13 protein-coding genes are annotated in these 13,552 nt (G+C 70.2%); 4 read left to right on the top strand and 9 right to left on the bottom strand.

Going from position 1 to position 13,552, the window contains the following annotated elements; all coding sequences use genetic code 11:
* Window positions 1–53: 53 nt before the first annotated feature.
* On the bottom strand, window positions 54–938 hold the full coding sequence (locus ACRAKH_RS19790; protein WP_447009161.1) for a hypothetical protein: 885 nt from the start codon (window positions 936–938) through the stop codon (window positions 54–56).
* A gap of 209 nt (window positions 939–1,147) precedes the next feature.
* Here ACRAKH_RS19790 and ACRAKH_RS19795 point away from each other — a divergent pair, with 209 nt between their 5' ends.
* The gene (locus tag ACRAKH_RS19795) at window positions 1,148–1,549 is read left to right on the top strand and encodes a hypothetical protein (protein ID WP_380720250.1); all 402 of its coding nucleotides are present in this window, start codon (window positions 1,148–1,150) and stop codon (window positions 1,547–1,549) included.
* Window positions 1,550–1,713: 164 nt separating this feature from the next.
* Here ACRAKH_RS19795 and ACRAKH_RS19800 read toward each other — a convergent pair whose 3' ends face one another.
* Together ACRAKH_RS19800 and ACRAKH_RS19805 are read right to left on the bottom strand one after the other, a co-directional pair.
* Window positions 1,714–3,315 (bottom strand): aminotransferase class I/II-fold pyridoxal phosphate-dependent enzyme, encoded by a 1,602-nt coding sequence (locus ACRAKH_RS19800; protein WP_380720248.1) that lies wholly within the window; start codon window positions 3,313–3,315, stop codon window positions 1,714–1,716.
* Window positions 3,312–4,646: an NAD(P)/FAD-dependent oxidoreductase gene (locus ACRAKH_RS19805; protein ID WP_380720246.1), complete on the bottom strand. Its 1,335-nt coding sequence runs from the start codon at window positions 4,644–4,646 to the stop codon at window positions 3,312–3,314. Before ACRAKH_RS19805 ends, ACRAKH_RS19800 begins: the two co-directional genes overlap by 4 nt.
* Here ACRAKH_RS19805 and ACRAKH_RS19810 point away from each other — a divergent pair.
* Complete coding sequence (locus ACRAKH_RS19810; protein WP_380720243.1) at window positions 4,633–5,247, top strand: DUF5958 family protein; 615 nt, start codon at window positions 4,633–4,635, stop codon at window positions 5,245–5,247. The two genes, ACRAKH_RS19805 and ACRAKH_RS19810, sit on opposite strands and share 14 nt — an antisense overlap.
* A 25-nt stretch (window positions 5,248–5,272) precedes the next feature.
* Here the strand turns inward: ACRAKH_RS19810 and ACRAKH_RS19815 are convergent, their stop codons facing one another.
* Window positions 5,273–5,734 (bottom strand): PaaI family thioesterase, encoded by a 462-nt coding sequence (locus ACRAKH_RS19815; protein ID WP_380720241.1) that lies wholly within the window; start codon window positions 5,732–5,734, stop codon window positions 5,273–5,275.
* A 480-nt stretch (window positions 5,735–6,214) separates the two neighbouring features.
* On the opposite strand from ACRAKH_RS19815, the gene ACRAKH_RS19820 reads away from it, so the two are divergent.
* The gene (locus ACRAKH_RS19820) at window positions 6,215–8,461 is read left to right on the top strand and encodes a rhamnogalacturonan lyase family protein (RefSeq protein WP_380720238.1); all 2,247 of its coding nucleotides are present in this window, start codon (window positions 6,215–6,217) and stop codon (window positions 8,459–8,461) included.
* A gap of 353 nt (window positions 8,462–8,814) precedes the next feature.
* Here the strand turns inward: ACRAKH_RS19820 and ACRAKH_RS19825 are convergent, their stop codons facing one another.
* The 5 genes from ACRAKH_RS19825 to ACRAKH_RS19845 all read right to left on the bottom strand — a co-directional run bounded on the left by ACRAKH_RS19825 (window position 8,815) and on the right by ACRAKH_RS19845 (window position 12,562).
* A complete protein-coding gene (locus ACRAKH_RS19825; RefSeq protein WP_380720235.1) occupies window positions 8,815–9,759 on the bottom strand; it encodes a hypothetical protein in 945 nt (314 codons plus the stop codon).
* Window positions 9,760–9,994: 235 nt separating this feature from the next.
* Window positions 9,995–10,837 carry a class I SAM-dependent methyltransferase gene (locus ACRAKH_RS19830; protein WP_380720232.1) on the bottom strand — a complete coding sequence of 281 codons (843 nt, stop codon included), beginning with the start codon at window positions 10,835–10,837 and terminating at the stop codon, window positions 9,995–9,997.
* A gap of 52 nt (window positions 10,838–10,889) precedes the next feature.
* A complete protein-coding gene (locus ACRAKH_RS19835) occupies window positions 10,890–11,048 on the bottom strand; it encodes a hypothetical protein (protein WP_380720229.1) in 159 nt (52 codons plus the stop codon).
* A gap of 93 nt (window positions 11,049–11,141) precedes the next feature.
* Window positions 11,142–11,654: a hypothetical protein gene (locus tag ACRAKH_RS19840; protein WP_380720227.1), complete on the bottom strand. Its 513-nt coding sequence runs from the start codon at window positions 11,652–11,654 to the stop codon at window positions 11,142–11,144.
* A 191-nt stretch (window positions 11,655–11,845) separates the two neighbouring features.
* On the bottom strand, window positions 11,846–12,562 hold the full coding sequence (locus tag ACRAKH_RS19845) for a TetR/AcrR family transcriptional regulator (protein ID WP_380720225.1): 717 nt from the start codon (window positions 12,560–12,562) through the stop codon (window positions 11,846–11,848).
* Between the two features lie 164 nt (window positions 12,563–12,726).
* Here ACRAKH_RS19845 and ACRAKH_RS19850 point away from each other — a divergent pair, with 164 nt between their 5' ends.
* Window positions 12,727–13,443: an SDR family oxidoreductase gene (locus ACRAKH_RS19850; protein WP_380720223.1), complete on the top strand. Its 717-nt coding sequence runs from the start codon at window positions 12,727–12,729 to the stop codon at window positions 13,441–13,443.
* Window positions 13,444–13,552: the final 109 nt, after the last annotated feature.

The raw sequence follows: 13,552 nt of genomic DNA on the forward strand, positions 1-13,552 counted from the left end.
CCCCGCGCCACGCTCCGGCCTGTTCCCTGTGAGCCGCGCCGGCGGCATCGTCCCTACCGGTCGACGGCCACCCACGCGCCGCAGTCGGTCTCCCGGAACACGGGGCGCTTGTCGACCACCTCGCCGAAGCACGCGCGGAACTCCAGTCGGCGCACGGTGTCCAGCCACGGCAACTCGACGATCTTGGGCGGGATCGGGGCGCCGTCCTTGATCCTCCCGGTCTTCCCCTCGGCGTTGGCCCAAGGCCCGACCTCGCTGCCGTCCGCGCGCACGCTCAGGACGACCGCGCACCCGTCAGCGGAACCGTCGACCACGACGATGTGGCGCTGGTCGAGCACGAGCTCGGCGTCACCGGCGCCTCCTGGGGCGTAGGCCTTCGGCCGCGGGGATGGTTGCGCGCTGGAGGCGGGCGACGATGGCGCGGGAGCGGTCGAGGTGGTGCGCCAGCACGGCACACCTCTCCTTTCGGCGCCCGTCACGCCGGTATCGCCCGAAGAGGTGGAGACCGTCGCGGACGACTCGGAGCTGCCGGTGATCGTGCGCCACCCACCGGCCGCGAAGAGCGCGACGAGTGCGGCGATCACCGCCGCGGCCGCTCCACCACCCGCCCACCACCGGACGCCCCGCGACCGCCACCGCGATCTACGGCCGAGGTCCGGCGCCACTTCGCTTTCCGGTGTCGTTTTCTCTTCGGGCGTCGTCACCGTTTCCGACGCGACGGCCGGACGGGTAGCCGGAGCGCTTCGCCGCTTGGCCGCGTTGGCGCGGTCCAGCAGCGCTTCCCAATCGCATTGCCGCTCCGCGCCGAGAACCCGCATCAACAGCAGCAGCGAATCCACTGACCTGGGCAAGTGGCGCTTCTCGATCCACCCCTTGACGGTGTTCTCCGGGAGGTCGATGTCGTGGTTCTCCAACGCGGCTTTCACCAGCCGCTTCACCCGCGGGTTCCCAGCGCGCTCCAGCGCGCGGTCGAACTGCTCCCAGAACTCCGACAGCGCCCTGTCCGCCTCGTCAGCCACCGACGCATTGTCCCGAAACTCGGCCGGAGGAGTGCGAGTCGCGCGCGACTCGCTCCCCCACCAGCACCGATGCGATGTCGACTGGTCACCGCGACGCCCCGTCGCACACGAGGAGGAGACGAACCGAGATGACCGAACACCACAGCACCGCTCCCCGGACCTCACGACGTCACCGCGGCGCGTTTCTCGCGGCGGCGACGTTCGCCGCCATCGCCGCACTGCCGACCGCGTCCGCGATCCCGGCCCAAGCGGCGATCGACGGCTACATCGACAACTCCTACGGCACGGTGACGTTCAACTCCTACGGCGAACGCCTGGGCGTCTGCGACAAGCGCGCCGACGCCCACAGCGTCACCGCCAAGCTCTACAACGACAACTGGACCCTGCGCGCCTCGGTCAAGGACATCGACGGAGCCGAAATGGGCTGCCACGGCGTCAACCTGGACATCGCCGAAGGCACGCCGTTGTGGTTGACGCAGTGCGTCAGTGACGGGCTGGGGTGCACACCGCCCCAACGCGTCGAAGCCTGATTTCCGGGAAAAGGCGGTATCCGGGTTCCGGTGACCTGAACGAAGGTTCCGCCTCTTCGTCACCACGAGTGGCGAAGAGGCGGAACCTTCAACCGGTACGGGGTCGAGGCGCGGTCAGCCGACGTGCGGTACGTGCCGGTGCAGTGCGCTGTGGCCCCGTCCCGCTAGAACGAGTTGCCGAACGCGCTGGACAGGTATTCCCTCGCGTCGCGAAGGGCCTCGTCGATGATGCGGGCCGCTTCCCGCGCCTGCTCCGGCTCGTGCGCGGCCTGCACCTGCAACCGGAAGCGCGACGCGCCGGTCGGGGTGACGGGGAACTCGACCATGAACGCGAGCACCCCTCGGTCGAACAGGAGGCGGTTGACCGTCCGGGCCAGCTTCTCGTTCCCGATCAGGACCGGCACGATCGGGCTCGGCGAGCCCATGCACGTCAACCCGCGCGTCGTCAGCTCGTCGCGCAGGGCGTGGATGGCGTTGAACAGCCGCCCGCGTAGGGCCTCCCCCTCGTCGGTGCGGATGATCTGGGCCGCCTTGAGCACCACGGCGGTCTGCATCGGGGACAGGGCGTTGGAGAAGAAGTGCGACCCGGCGAACATCTTGATGTACTGCTTGACCGCGGGTGACTTGGCCGCGACGAAGCCGCCGTTGGACGCGAAGGTCTTGGAGAACGCGCCCATGACCAGGTCGACCTCGCCCAGCATGTCCTGCATGCCCAGGACGCCCGTGCCGCCGGGGCCCATCGAGCCGAGGTCGTGGGCGACGTCGACCAGCAGGGTCGCGTCGTACGAGCGGCAGATCGCCTGCAGGGTGACGATGTCCGGCCAGTCGGCGTCGACGGAGAACAAGCCGTCGGTGATCACCATGATGCCGTTGCGCGTGTCGGTCGCGCGGATGCGAGCCAGGTGCGCGCGCACGGCCTCGACGTCGAGGTGCGTGTAGCGGGTGATGTTCCTGGTCGCCGCGCGCGCTCCCGTCTGCAGGCACGAGTGGGCGAGGCGGTCGATGAGGATGTGGTCTTCCTGGCGGACCAGGCCGGTGACGGTGCCGAACCCCGCCGACCACCCGTTCGAGAACAGCGTCACGTGTTCGAGGCCGACCAGCTCGCCGAGGGCGGCCTCCAGCTCGTCGGAGATGCGGGTGTTGCCCAGCACCATCGGCGACCCGGCGCTGTGCGGGCCGAAGTCGCGCATCGCCTTCACCGCCGCCTCCCGGATCTCCGGGTGGGCGTTGAACGACAGGTAGTCCTGGGAGTTGAAGTTGATGCCCCGGGCGGGTTTGCTCAGGTCGTTGGTGATGGTCGCGACCCCGCCGGGCGCCGCCTCCAGCACGCGGGAGTACTGCCAGGTCTCGGTGCGCCTGCGCGCCTCCACCCAGCCGTGGAACTCCTCGGTCCGGCCGAGCAGGTTGGCCCCGACGGGCCGGAAGAAGTCGTACGCGTTCTTGTCTAGCGCGTAGTCCTCGTCGGGGTCGATCGCGGGCGCGGCCGTCGTCGCCGGTTCCCACATCGGTTCCAGGTCGGCCCGGACCGCCGGGTACTCCTCGTCGAAGAAGCGGACGACGTCATCCACCGGGAGGCTGTCCAGCTCCTCCAGGTCCTCCCACGGGATGTGGGACGCCCAGTTCCGCATCATGTCCGACACCTCGCGCGCGGCCGCGGCGACCGCCTTGGCCGCGGTGAGCGGGTCGGTGCCGGCCGCGTCGGCCGCGGCGATGAGCGCGGCGACGACCTCGCCGTCCTCGCGCTCGTGGGCCAGGGTGCCGGTCATCGGGTCGCCTCCGCTTCCACGCGCGCGAACGGGTTCCGCTGGTGCTCGCGGTACGTCGCCTCGAAGTCGGCGAACACGCTGTGGTCGCGCGAGGACTCCTTGGCCGTGTCGTTGAGCAGGAAGACGTTGGACGGGTCGAAGAACTCCGAGACCGGCGCCACGTCGACGTGGGTGGCGATGAAGCGGTCGATCTCCGCCTGGTTCCCGCGCAGGATCGCGAACAGCTGCAGCTCGTCGTGCCGCAGCGGCTTCATCTCCGCGAGCGTGCACACGTAGTCGTAGTAGGCCGCGGCGGTCTGGCTGCGCCGCTTGGCGGCGTACCCGGCCATCGCGGTGTCGCGGTCGGTCTCGCCGCCGAGCCACCGGCCGACCGCCTCCGCGGCCAGCTCCGCGTCACGCAGGGCGTGGGTGATCCCGAGCGCCGTGCACTGGTCCTTGAACGACTCGGCGTCGCCCACCAGCACCCAGCCGGGCCCGTGCAGCTGCCTCAGGTACGCGGCCTGGTCGAGCGTCCCGTAGAAGCGCTCCTCCCGCACGGCCCCCGCCACGGTGACGGCCGCCTCCTCGCTGATCAGCCCGAGCGCGCGGTGGAAGTTTCCCTCGACGTCGGCCCGGAACTCGGCGGCCCACTCGCTGGGCCCCCACGTCAGCACCATCGTCTGCCCGTGGTTGGTCGACGCCATCGCCATCCCCAGCCGGCCCCGGCGGTGGATCTGCGCGTCGGCGTCGGGGATGCCGCTGAAGTAGCTCCAGTAGGCGTAGGTGCAGCGCGGCCGCTCGTCGAACTTCTCGATCCCGAGGGCGCGCGCGACGAAGGAGTTGCGGCCGTCGGCCCCGATCACCACCTGCGCGTGCTCGACCGTGCCGTCCCGGCCCTTGATGCCGATGACGGTCCCGTCGTCGTCCCGCAGGAGTTCCTTGACTGTGTACCCCTCGCGGAACTCCACGCCGGCCGCCACCGCGTTGTCGACCAGCAGCTTGTCCAGCACGTTCCGCCGAACCGAGAAGTACTCGGTCGTGATCCCGCTGTCGTCGTCGTGCAGCAGGCGGAACTGGTTGCGCAGCAACTCCTCCGGGATGCTGCCGCGCAAGGCGATCCCGTCGTTGACCACCGTGACGTCGGTGTGCGCGGGCGTGACGGCCCGCACCTGGTCCAGGATGCCCAGCCGGTTCAGGTAGGAAGCCCCGTGCGGCCACACGAAGTGCGTGGACAGCACATCACTGGGAAACCGCGACCGATCGACCACCAACACCCGGAGCCCTCGCCGGGCCAGGTGCGCGCCGACAGCCGCCCCGGCACACCGACCACCTATCACAATGGCGTTGTACATCCGAGCATCCCAACAGGACCGTCACACGCTGTACAGAGCCGAACGGCCCAGCACCCCCCTGCGCTTGCGGCACCCGCCATTCACGTCGGAGATCGGCAATTCGCGCCGCGATTTACTTCTCTCCCCAGGAGTCGGCAGCGATGACTGCGCCATGATGAACGGGTGTAGGGAGGACTTCGGCGAGATGCACGAACGTGGGATCATCCTGAACGAGCTCGCCCAGGGCCTGCGTCCCCTGTCGGAGGGCGTCGGGTGGTTCGAGGGCCTTGCCGCCGACGACCAGGTCACCACCCTGCGCGACGTCGCCGAGTACTGCGTGCAGGCTCGCGCCACCGTTGAGGACGGGGCCGAGAGCGTCCGGCGTTCGGGCATCCGACCGACTCACACCCCGGCGGTGCTGATCACGCGCGGGCGGCTGACCGAGCAGTTGGCAAAGATCGTCAACCTGCCCGCAGACGAGCGGGTCAAAGCGTTTCGGCTGCTCGTCGCGCTGCTGGGCGTCGCGGACGAGCGCAGGCGTGCGCGCTACTGCGCCGATGGGTGCGGCCACGCCTGGCACCACCTGTCGCCCGGCCGCCAGATCGGCTCGGGTACCGGGTGATGTCACGCGGGTGTGACGTCGACGGTCAGCCGGTGGAGGCTCGGGGGCGCCACCGCTTCCACAGCGCCGTGGCCTCGGCACGCGTCTTGCCGTCCCACACGAGCGAGACGTCCACGGTCATCTGCGCCTCGGACGCATCGCGCACGGTCGCCCGCAGCTCCACCTGGTCGTTCAGCGGCGTCGGCCGCAGGTAGCGCACGTCCAGACCGGCGGTCACGTAGGACAGCGCGGCGTCGCCCAGCGGCTCCCACCCCCGTGCCTCGGCTTCCAGCATCACGGCTGCGGCGCTGTGGCAGTCGAGCACGGTGCAGATGATGCCGCCGTTGAGGTAGCCGAGCCCGTTGTCGTGCTCCGGCCACGGCGTGAACGCCGCGGCCACCAGCCCGTCACCGGCGGGGTAGCTGCGGAGTCGCAGCCCCTTGGCGTTGGCGTGGCCGCAGCCGAAGCACGGCAGAGTGGGGTAAAGGCGCTCCTGGATGCTGGTCACGGTGTCCACAGTAGGCGAAGCGGAAAGCGATCTTTCGCGCGGTCAGGGATGGTCGGACGTCGTCGCGGTGTCCGGATTGGACGCCCTCACGGTGCCACCCCCCGGTGATCGAAGCTCCGATGCGCCGGCCGGTACGCGAGCGTGCCGCTGTCGAATATTCGACAAGAGCAGCGGCTCCGCATCGACGTGAGACGGCGCTGGACCATCCGGGCGATGTGTGACCGGGGCGTCGAAACTTTTCGTTGGGCTGTTGACACCGGGACGGCGTCGTTCGTACGGTCTCCACAGCGTCATTGGGGTCGGAACATCACGGACGCCAACGATAACCGGACACCAATCAGGGGCGCGCGAGCGACCTGACCGACAACGCGGCCTTACTGGATAGCGCTTTCCGATACGGCGGTCAATGAAACGTTTCAAGACGCCGAGGTTGTAGATCAGGACTGGGAGCGCTCCCAGAAGTGCGATGAAGGAGCAACGGTGCTCACCAACTCGTTCAGGGTGCGTGCGATCGCCGCCGGCACGGCGATCAGCGCACTGACCGGAGGCCTGCTGGTCGCCGGTGTGGCCTCGGCGGCCCCGGGCTGCGGGGTCGACTACGTGGTGCAGAACAAGTGGCAGGGCGGTTTCTCCGCCAACGTCACGATCAAGAACCTCGGCGACCCGGTCGACGGGTGGACCCTGGCCTGGTCGTTCCCCGGTTCCGAGCGGTTCGGCCAGGGCTGGAACGCGACGTTCACCGCCTCGGGCGCGAGCGTGTCGGCGGCCAACGTCGACTGGAACCGGTCGATCCCGACCGGCGGCACGGCGTCGTTCGGCTTCAACGGCACCATGACCGGCGACGTGGTGGGCGTGCCCACGACGTTCACGCTCAACGGCACGGTGTGCACGGGCGGCGTCGACCCCACCACGACGACCACCACGTCCACGTCCACGTCCACGTCGACCTCCACCACCACGACCACGACTACCACGACCACCACTGGTCCGGTCCCGTCCGACCCGACCGGCCGCAAGCAGGTCGAGCGGCTGGACCGCGGTGTGGTGAGCGTGCGGTCGGGCACCGGCAACCTCGTCAGCTGGCGACTGCTGGCCGGCGACCCGCAGAACGTCGGGTTCAACGTGTACCGGGGCGCCACCAAGCTCAACGCCTCGCCGATCACGTCCTCCACGAACTACCTGGACAGCGGCGCGGCGTCGGACGCCTCCTACACCGTCCGCGCCGTGGTGGACGGCGCCGAGCAGGCCGCGTCCCCGGCGTCGCTCGGGTTCGGTCCGGGCTACCGGGACGTGCCGATCCAGTCGCCCGGCGTCGGCTACAGCGCGAACGACGCGAGCGTCGGCGACCTCGACGGTGACGGCGACTACGAGTTCGTGGTCAAGTGGGACCCGGACAACGCGAAGGACAACTCGCAGTCCGGCGTGACCGGGAACGTGTTCATCGACGCGTACCGGTTGGACGGCACGCGGTTGTGGCGCATCGACCTGGGTCGGAACATTCGGGCGGGTGCGCACTACACGCAGTTCCAGGTGTACGACTACGACGGTGACGGTCGGGCCGAGGTCGCGATGAAGACCGCCGACGGCACGCGTGACGGTCGTGGCGTGGTGATCGGGAACGCTACGGCCGACTACCGGAACTCGGGTGGTTACATCCTGTCGGGGCCGGAGTTCCTGACCATGTTCAACGGTCTGACGGGTGCGGCGATGTCGACGGTGAGCTACGACCCGCCGCGGGGCAACGTGGGTTCGTGGGGTGACACCTACGGCAACCGGGTGGACCGGTTCCTGGCGGGCACGGCGTACCTGGACGGCGCGCGTCCGTCGTTGATCATGGCGCGTGGTTACTACACGCGTGCCGTCATCGCGGCGTGGGACTTCCGCAACGGCGCGCTGACGAAGCGGTGGACGTTCGACTCCAACAACCAGTCGGGGTACGCGGGTCAGGGCAACCACTCGTTGAGCGTGGGTGACGTGGACGGGGACGGTCGGGACGAGATCGCCTACGGCGCGGCGATGATCGACGACAACGGCCGGGGTCTGTGGACCAGCGGTCTCGGGCACGGTGACGCGGCGCACCTGGGTGATCTGGACCCGTCGCGTCCGGGGCTGGAGTACTTCAAGGTGTCGGAGAGCAGCAACCAGCCGGGGTCGTGGTTCGCCGACGCGCGGACCGGGCAGCGGTTGTGGACCACCCCGTCGGGTGGTGACAACGGTCGTGGCGTGTCGGCGGACATCTGGGCGGGCAGCCCCGGCGCGGAGTCGTGGTCCAACATGGACGGTGAGCTGCGCAACACGCGCGGCACCGGCATCGGGCGCAAGCCGTCGTCGGCGAACTTCCTGATCTGGTGGGACGGCGACACGTCCCGCGAGCTGCTGGACCAGACCCGGATCGACAAGTACGGCACCAGCGGCGACACCCGACTGCTCACCGGTTCGGGCGTGGCCTCGAACAACGGCACCAAGGCCACCCCGGCCCTGTCGGCCGACCTGTTCGGCGACTGGCGTGAAGAGGTCGTCTGGCGCACGTCGGACAACTCGGCGCTGAGGATCTACTCCACGCCGAACCAGACGGACCGCCGCATCCCCACGTTGATGCACGACACCATGTACCGGGTCGCCATCGCGTGGCAGAACACCGCCTACAACCAGCCCCCGCACCCCAGCTTCCACATCGGGAGCGGCATGGTCACCCCGCCCTGGCCGGACGTGTACTACGCCCGCTGACCACGAGTTGACCAGGGCTTGACGAAGCACTCGCGTGTGTCCGCGCCTCGCGCCGGGCTCGGGCACACGCGAGTTTTCGTCCTGCCCGGACATTGTCGAACATCGCTTCACTCCGCGCGCCGTCGTGATCAGCCTGGTCAACCGGCAGTCCGGCCTGTCTTTGGACGTGTGGGAGAAGTCAACCGTCGGGGGCGCGCGGATCTCCCAGCACACGTACGTCAAGAGCGCCGACCAGCACTTCAGCCGCCGGTCCCGGAACGCGTCGGGCGGTGGGGCGGGACCGTTGTGCCTGGTCCCACTCCACCGCCCGATGAGTCGCGCCGGCGCTCAGCCCGAGTCGCCCCGGCGAGGTGCTAGCCGCACGTCCACGTCGCGGGCTTCCACGGCTGCCCCGCCACGACCTCGCGGGAACCGGCGAGTTCGTCCGCGTCGGTCACCGCGTTGACGTTGATCCTGGGGCCGACGTCGCTGATGAAAGTGCCCCCGCGCCACACGCCCAGCGTGTTGCCGCGGTTGCCGTACTTGAAGTACCACAGGGCGAGCAGGCCGCCGGCGTTGATGCCCGTGTGGCTCGACACCATCGGGTCCCAGCGCCGCACCTGGGCGCCGGTGACGTCCCACTCGCGCAGGTAGTTGAGCTCGTCCCAGTGGCGGCCCAGGATGTGCCCGTCCTCGTACCGCTCGATGCGCAGACTCGGGTAGCCGTCGAGGTGGGTGGACGTGCCGTCCGGGTGGTGGATCTCGCCCGACTCGGTCACCACCCGTCCCGCGTCGTCGATGCCGACCGCCTTGCCCCAGCCGAGGACCCGGTAGGTGTCGGGCTGGTCGGCCTTCCACACCACGGCCTCATAGGGCGCCGCGCCGTCGCCGAGGTAACCGACGACGTCACCCGACTCGTTGATCGCCACCGCCTCCGCGCGCTGACCCGCCGGGCTGGGCAGGACCCGGTAGACGCCGTCGCGGTGCAGGAAGGCCTTGCTGTTCGGGACGTCGTAGCCGACGACGTCGCCGCGGCCGTTGACCGCGTTGATCATCGTCGTCGTGCCGGCGGGCACGGTGAGCTGATTCAGGACCCTGTTGTGCCAGACGAGCATGCCGCCGAGCCGCGCGTGCCCGGCGAGGTAGCCGTTCGGCCCCGCGGCGACGACCCGCCCCCCGGTGACGCCGGCGGGTAGCGGCAGGTCCGACGCGACCCAGGCGCACGACGCCTGCGCCTGCGTCGGTGACACCTGCGCCTGGGCCGGCACGGCGGCCGACACCAACCCGATGAGCACAGCGCCGATCACTGTCGCTCGCATCGCGAATCCCCCTCAACCCCGTGTCGACGCGGTCGGTTGACCAGCGCCCCGCGTCCCGCTCCGGACCCGCGAGAGCACCTGTCGACGTGGCTCAATCCTCCGCGACGTGATCACCGTCGACAACGGCGGTTGTCGGCCACTCCGGGCCGTGGCGGGTTTCCGACTTCCGGCAATGTTCGGTTCGACGTCCGCGAAGCACCCGCTCCGAGGTCGGTCGGCGCGGCACGAGCGGACGTCACGTCGTCGGCTTCGACGCCTTCAGGCCGTACATCAGCGCGATCCGCGGGTCACCGTCCGGGAGTGCCCACCAGCCGCTGTCGGTGCGCGTCATCCGTTCCCAGCGCGGCCACGGCAGCAGGTCGCTCTCGGTCTGGTCGTGGATCCGCAGGCCGGCCCGCACGAGCGCGGTGACGACTTCCCCGATCGAGTGCATCCACTCGTACGCCACGGTCGCGGTGGTGAGGGCCGGGCCGTCGGTGTACGTGTAGGTCGCGTCACGCTCGATCGCGCCGCGGCCTTCGAGGTAGTCGTGCCGCAACAACAACTCCGGCCCCTCCCCCGGCTCCGGCTTGGGCCCCAGGGCGTTGAGCAGCGGGTGGAACTCGGCGACGTAGACGAAACCGCCCGGCGTGAGGAGGTCGGCCACGGTCGCCGCCCACCGCGGCAGGTCCGGCAGGTAGCACAACGAGCCCTTGCCGGTGTACACGACGTCGAACCGCGCCGCGCCCAACCTCTCCACCGCGTCGTGGACGTCCGCCTGCACGTAGTCGATCTCGACGCCCTCCTCCGCCGCGATCCGGCGTGCCTCGGCCACCGCCGCGGCCGAGAAGTCCAGCCCGGTGACGTGGGCGCCACGCCGGGCCAGCGCGATGGTCTCGGTCCCGATGTGGCACTGCAGGTGCGCCACCTCCCGGCCGGCGAGGTCACCGAGTGCGGCCCACTCGAACGGCGCGAACCACCGCTGCGGGTCGCGCCTGCCCACGGCGTAGAACTCGCTCGCCACGTGGACCGGCGTCCGCGCGTCCCAGTTCGCCTGGTTCGCCCGGACCATCGCGTCGACCTCGCCCCCGAAGCTCATACCCGACGTCTACCAGCACGTCCGGCTCGCCGTCCCCCAGCCCGACGGGCAATCACCCGCTCGGACGGGAGGCATCAGCCCTGCAGGGCATCTTCAGCTCCGGTACCCGCTCCGCACCGCAGAGCGTGGCGAGCGTCGAGTCGGCGAGCTGCTCCACGGTCACGCCCTGCTGCCCGGCGACGGTCCCGAGCGCCTCGTCGACGACGGCCATCAGCGGCCGGGCGTCGAACCGCCAGGAGCCGTCCCTTCTTGTGGAACGGCGGCGAACACCCGCTGCTCGGCCGACATCCCGCGCAGCCCGGAGTCAGCTGCGGTAGTTGTCGGCGCAGCCGCTCCCGCGGTCCGCCTTGAACCTGAACGCCAGGTGCGAGTCGGTGGACGGGTTCTCCCCGTGGCCCACCGACAGCACCAGGGCGACGCCCGGCACCGACGGGTTCTCGTAGCACTGGTTCGGCCCATCCCCGTTCACCCGGCCCGGCTCGTCCTCCCGCTGCCGGACGAGGCTCCAGCCGTGCTTCGGCATCTCCGAGCGGTAGAAGGCGAGAACCGACTCGTGACCGTCTGAAGAGGACACCTGTCGGCCCACCTCTCCCGTCTTGTCCTCGTCCTGGCACGGCATCTTCGCGTACCGCTCGCTGACCGTCGCGCCGGGCGGTGCGAGGTCGAGGACCGCGTTGTCCTCCAACCCGCGGGTCACCTCTTCGTCCGCCGAGGTGCACCTGCCGCCGGCGCCCCGTTGGGTGTCGCAGGCGACAAGCCCGAGCACCGCCGCCAAGGCCGCGGTGAACGCGATGATCGTGCGGACCACCTGTCGCATCCCCTCATCCCGTGCGCACGTCGACGTCAAGGCGGATGCCACGCACGTCGGGCAGCAGCAGGAGCACGGCGCTGCCGACCAGCAGCCATCCCACGCGAACCCGGGGACGGGCGCAAGCCCACCGCCGCGGAGATCGGTCCGACACCGACGCCGACCGGCCTTTCGCGCCGCTCCCCCGGTGACTGGCCGAATCACCGCTGCTCGTGGTGAGCGGGGTCGGTCGTCGTGGCGATGCGGTTCAGCCAGTCGGAGAGCAGGGCTCTTTCGTTGTCCGTCAGCGCTGTCACCGTGGGCGCGACCGAGCGCAGCGTGACCGCCGCGGTCACGGCGTCGGTCTTGGCGGGCGTCGTGGAGGGTTCGGTGGTGACGGCGGCGATCACCGATTCGCGGGCCAGGGTCGACAGGTCGGGGTCGCGGTCCTGTGGTGGCAGGGAGATGAGGGTGAAGACCATGCCGCAGCCGGCGGCGTGGATCAGGTGCGCGGCGCGCTCCTCGCTGACCCGCAGGCGCCCGGCCTCGGCGATGCGCTTGACCTGCTTCGCGAGCACGGCCGACGCGCGCTCGGCCGCCGGTGACTCGACGCCGGGCCGGGCGTCGCCGTAGATCAGGGAGTACAGGGCGGGGTTGCTCGTGCCGAACTCGACGTGCAGGTCCCACCCGCGGCGCAGGTCGTCAACGGGGTCGTCGGTCTCGGCGAGCGCCGTCTTGCCCGCCAGGTAAGCCTCGAAACCGTGGCACGCGACCGCGTCCAGCAGACCCCGCTTGTCGCCGAAGAGCCGGTAGATGGTCGGCGACTGCACTCCCGACGCGGCGCAGACCGCGCGCGTGGACAGCGCCTCGCGGCCTTCCCGGTTCAGCAGGTCGTAAGCGGCCTCGACGATCCGCTCCCGCGTCAAGTCACGCTTCACGTTAGCGACGATAACAGGGGAACGATGCCGCTCGCGTCGCCAACACGACCTCCACGCTGGCGTTGCTAACAGATTTCGGTTAGCGAGTTGCGTTGTCACAGTCAACGTTCTAGCGTTAGCGATGACAACAAGAGAGGGAGGGCGTTGTGCCTGGGAGTGAGCGCGTGGCGATCGTGACCGGCGGGTCGCGCGGCATCGGCCGTGCCGTCGTCAACCGTCTCGCCGCCGACGGCCAAGCGGTCGTCGTCGGCTACGTCGGCAACGAGGTGGCGGCCAAGGCGGCGGTCACCGAGGTGGAGGGCGCGGGTGGCCGGGCCGTCGCGGTCCGGGTCGACGTGGCCGAGGAGGACGCCGTCGCGGCCCTGTTCGACGCCGCGGAGCAGCGGTACGGCGGCGTGGACGTCGTCGTCAACGCGGCCGGCGTGATGGTCCTCGGGCCCGTGGCCCAGCTGGACCTCGACCAGCTGGACCGCATGTACCGCACGAACGTCCGGGGCACGTTCGTCGTGGCCCGCGAAGCCGCCCGTCGGGTGCGGCCCGGCGGCGCGATCGTCAACTTCTCCACGTCGGTGACCCGGCTCAACCTGCCCACCTACGCCGCGTACGCGGCCACCAAGGGCGCGGTCGAGGCGCTGGGGCCGATCCTGGCCAAGGAACTGCGCGGACGGCGCGTCACCGTCAACTCCGTCGCACCCGGTCCCACCGCGACCGACCTGTTCTTCGACGGCAAGGACCAGGCCGCGGTCGAGCGCATCGCGGGGATGAGCCCGATGGAACGGCTCGGCACCCCCGACGACATCGCCAAGGTGGTCAGCCTGCTCGCGGCCCCGGACGGGTGGGTCAACGGCCAGACGGTCTTCGTCAACGGCGGCGCCGCCTGAAGGCCGCTCGGAGCCGACGGGGCGCTCAGGCGGTCTGACCGCCGTTCATGACCACGGCGTGGCCGATGGTGGACGCGGCGGCGTCCGAGCACAGCCCACCTTGACACTG

This window comes from Saccharothrix hoggarensis (genome assembly GCF_052936025.1).

Coding starts and splice junctions, on each gene's coding strand:
- ACRAKH_RS19795 (WP_380720250.1), top strand. CDS start 1,148: ATGACCGAACACCACAGCACCGCTCCCCGGACCTCACGACGTCACCGC.
- ACRAKH_RS19800 (WP_380720248.1), bottom strand. CDS start 3,315: ATGACCGGCACCCTGGCCCACGAGCGCGAGGACGGCGAGGTCGTCGCC.
- ACRAKH_RS19810 (WP_380720243.1), top strand. CDS start 4,633: ATGGCGTTGTACATCCGAGCATCCCAACAGGACCGTCACACGCTGTAC.
- ACRAKH_RS19805 (WP_380720246.1), bottom strand. CDS start 4,646: ATGTACAACGCCATTGTGATAGGTGGTCGGTGTGCCGGGGCGGCTGTC.
- ACRAKH_RS19825 (WP_380720235.1), bottom strand. CDS start 9,759: ATGCGAGCGACAGTGATCGGCGCTGTGCTCATCGGGTTGGTGTCGGCC.
- ACRAKH_RS19830 (WP_380720232.1), bottom strand. CDS start 10,837: ATGAGCTTCGGGGGCGAGGTCGACGCGATGGTCCGGGCGAACCAGGCG.
- ACRAKH_RS19835 (WP_380720229.1), bottom strand. CDS start 11,048: ATGGCCGTCGTCGACGAGGCGCTCGGGACCGTCGCCGGGCAGCAGGGC.
- ACRAKH_RS19840 (WP_380720227.1), bottom strand. CDS start 11,654: ATGCGACAGGTGGTCCGCACGATCATCGCGTTCACCGCGGCCTTGGCG.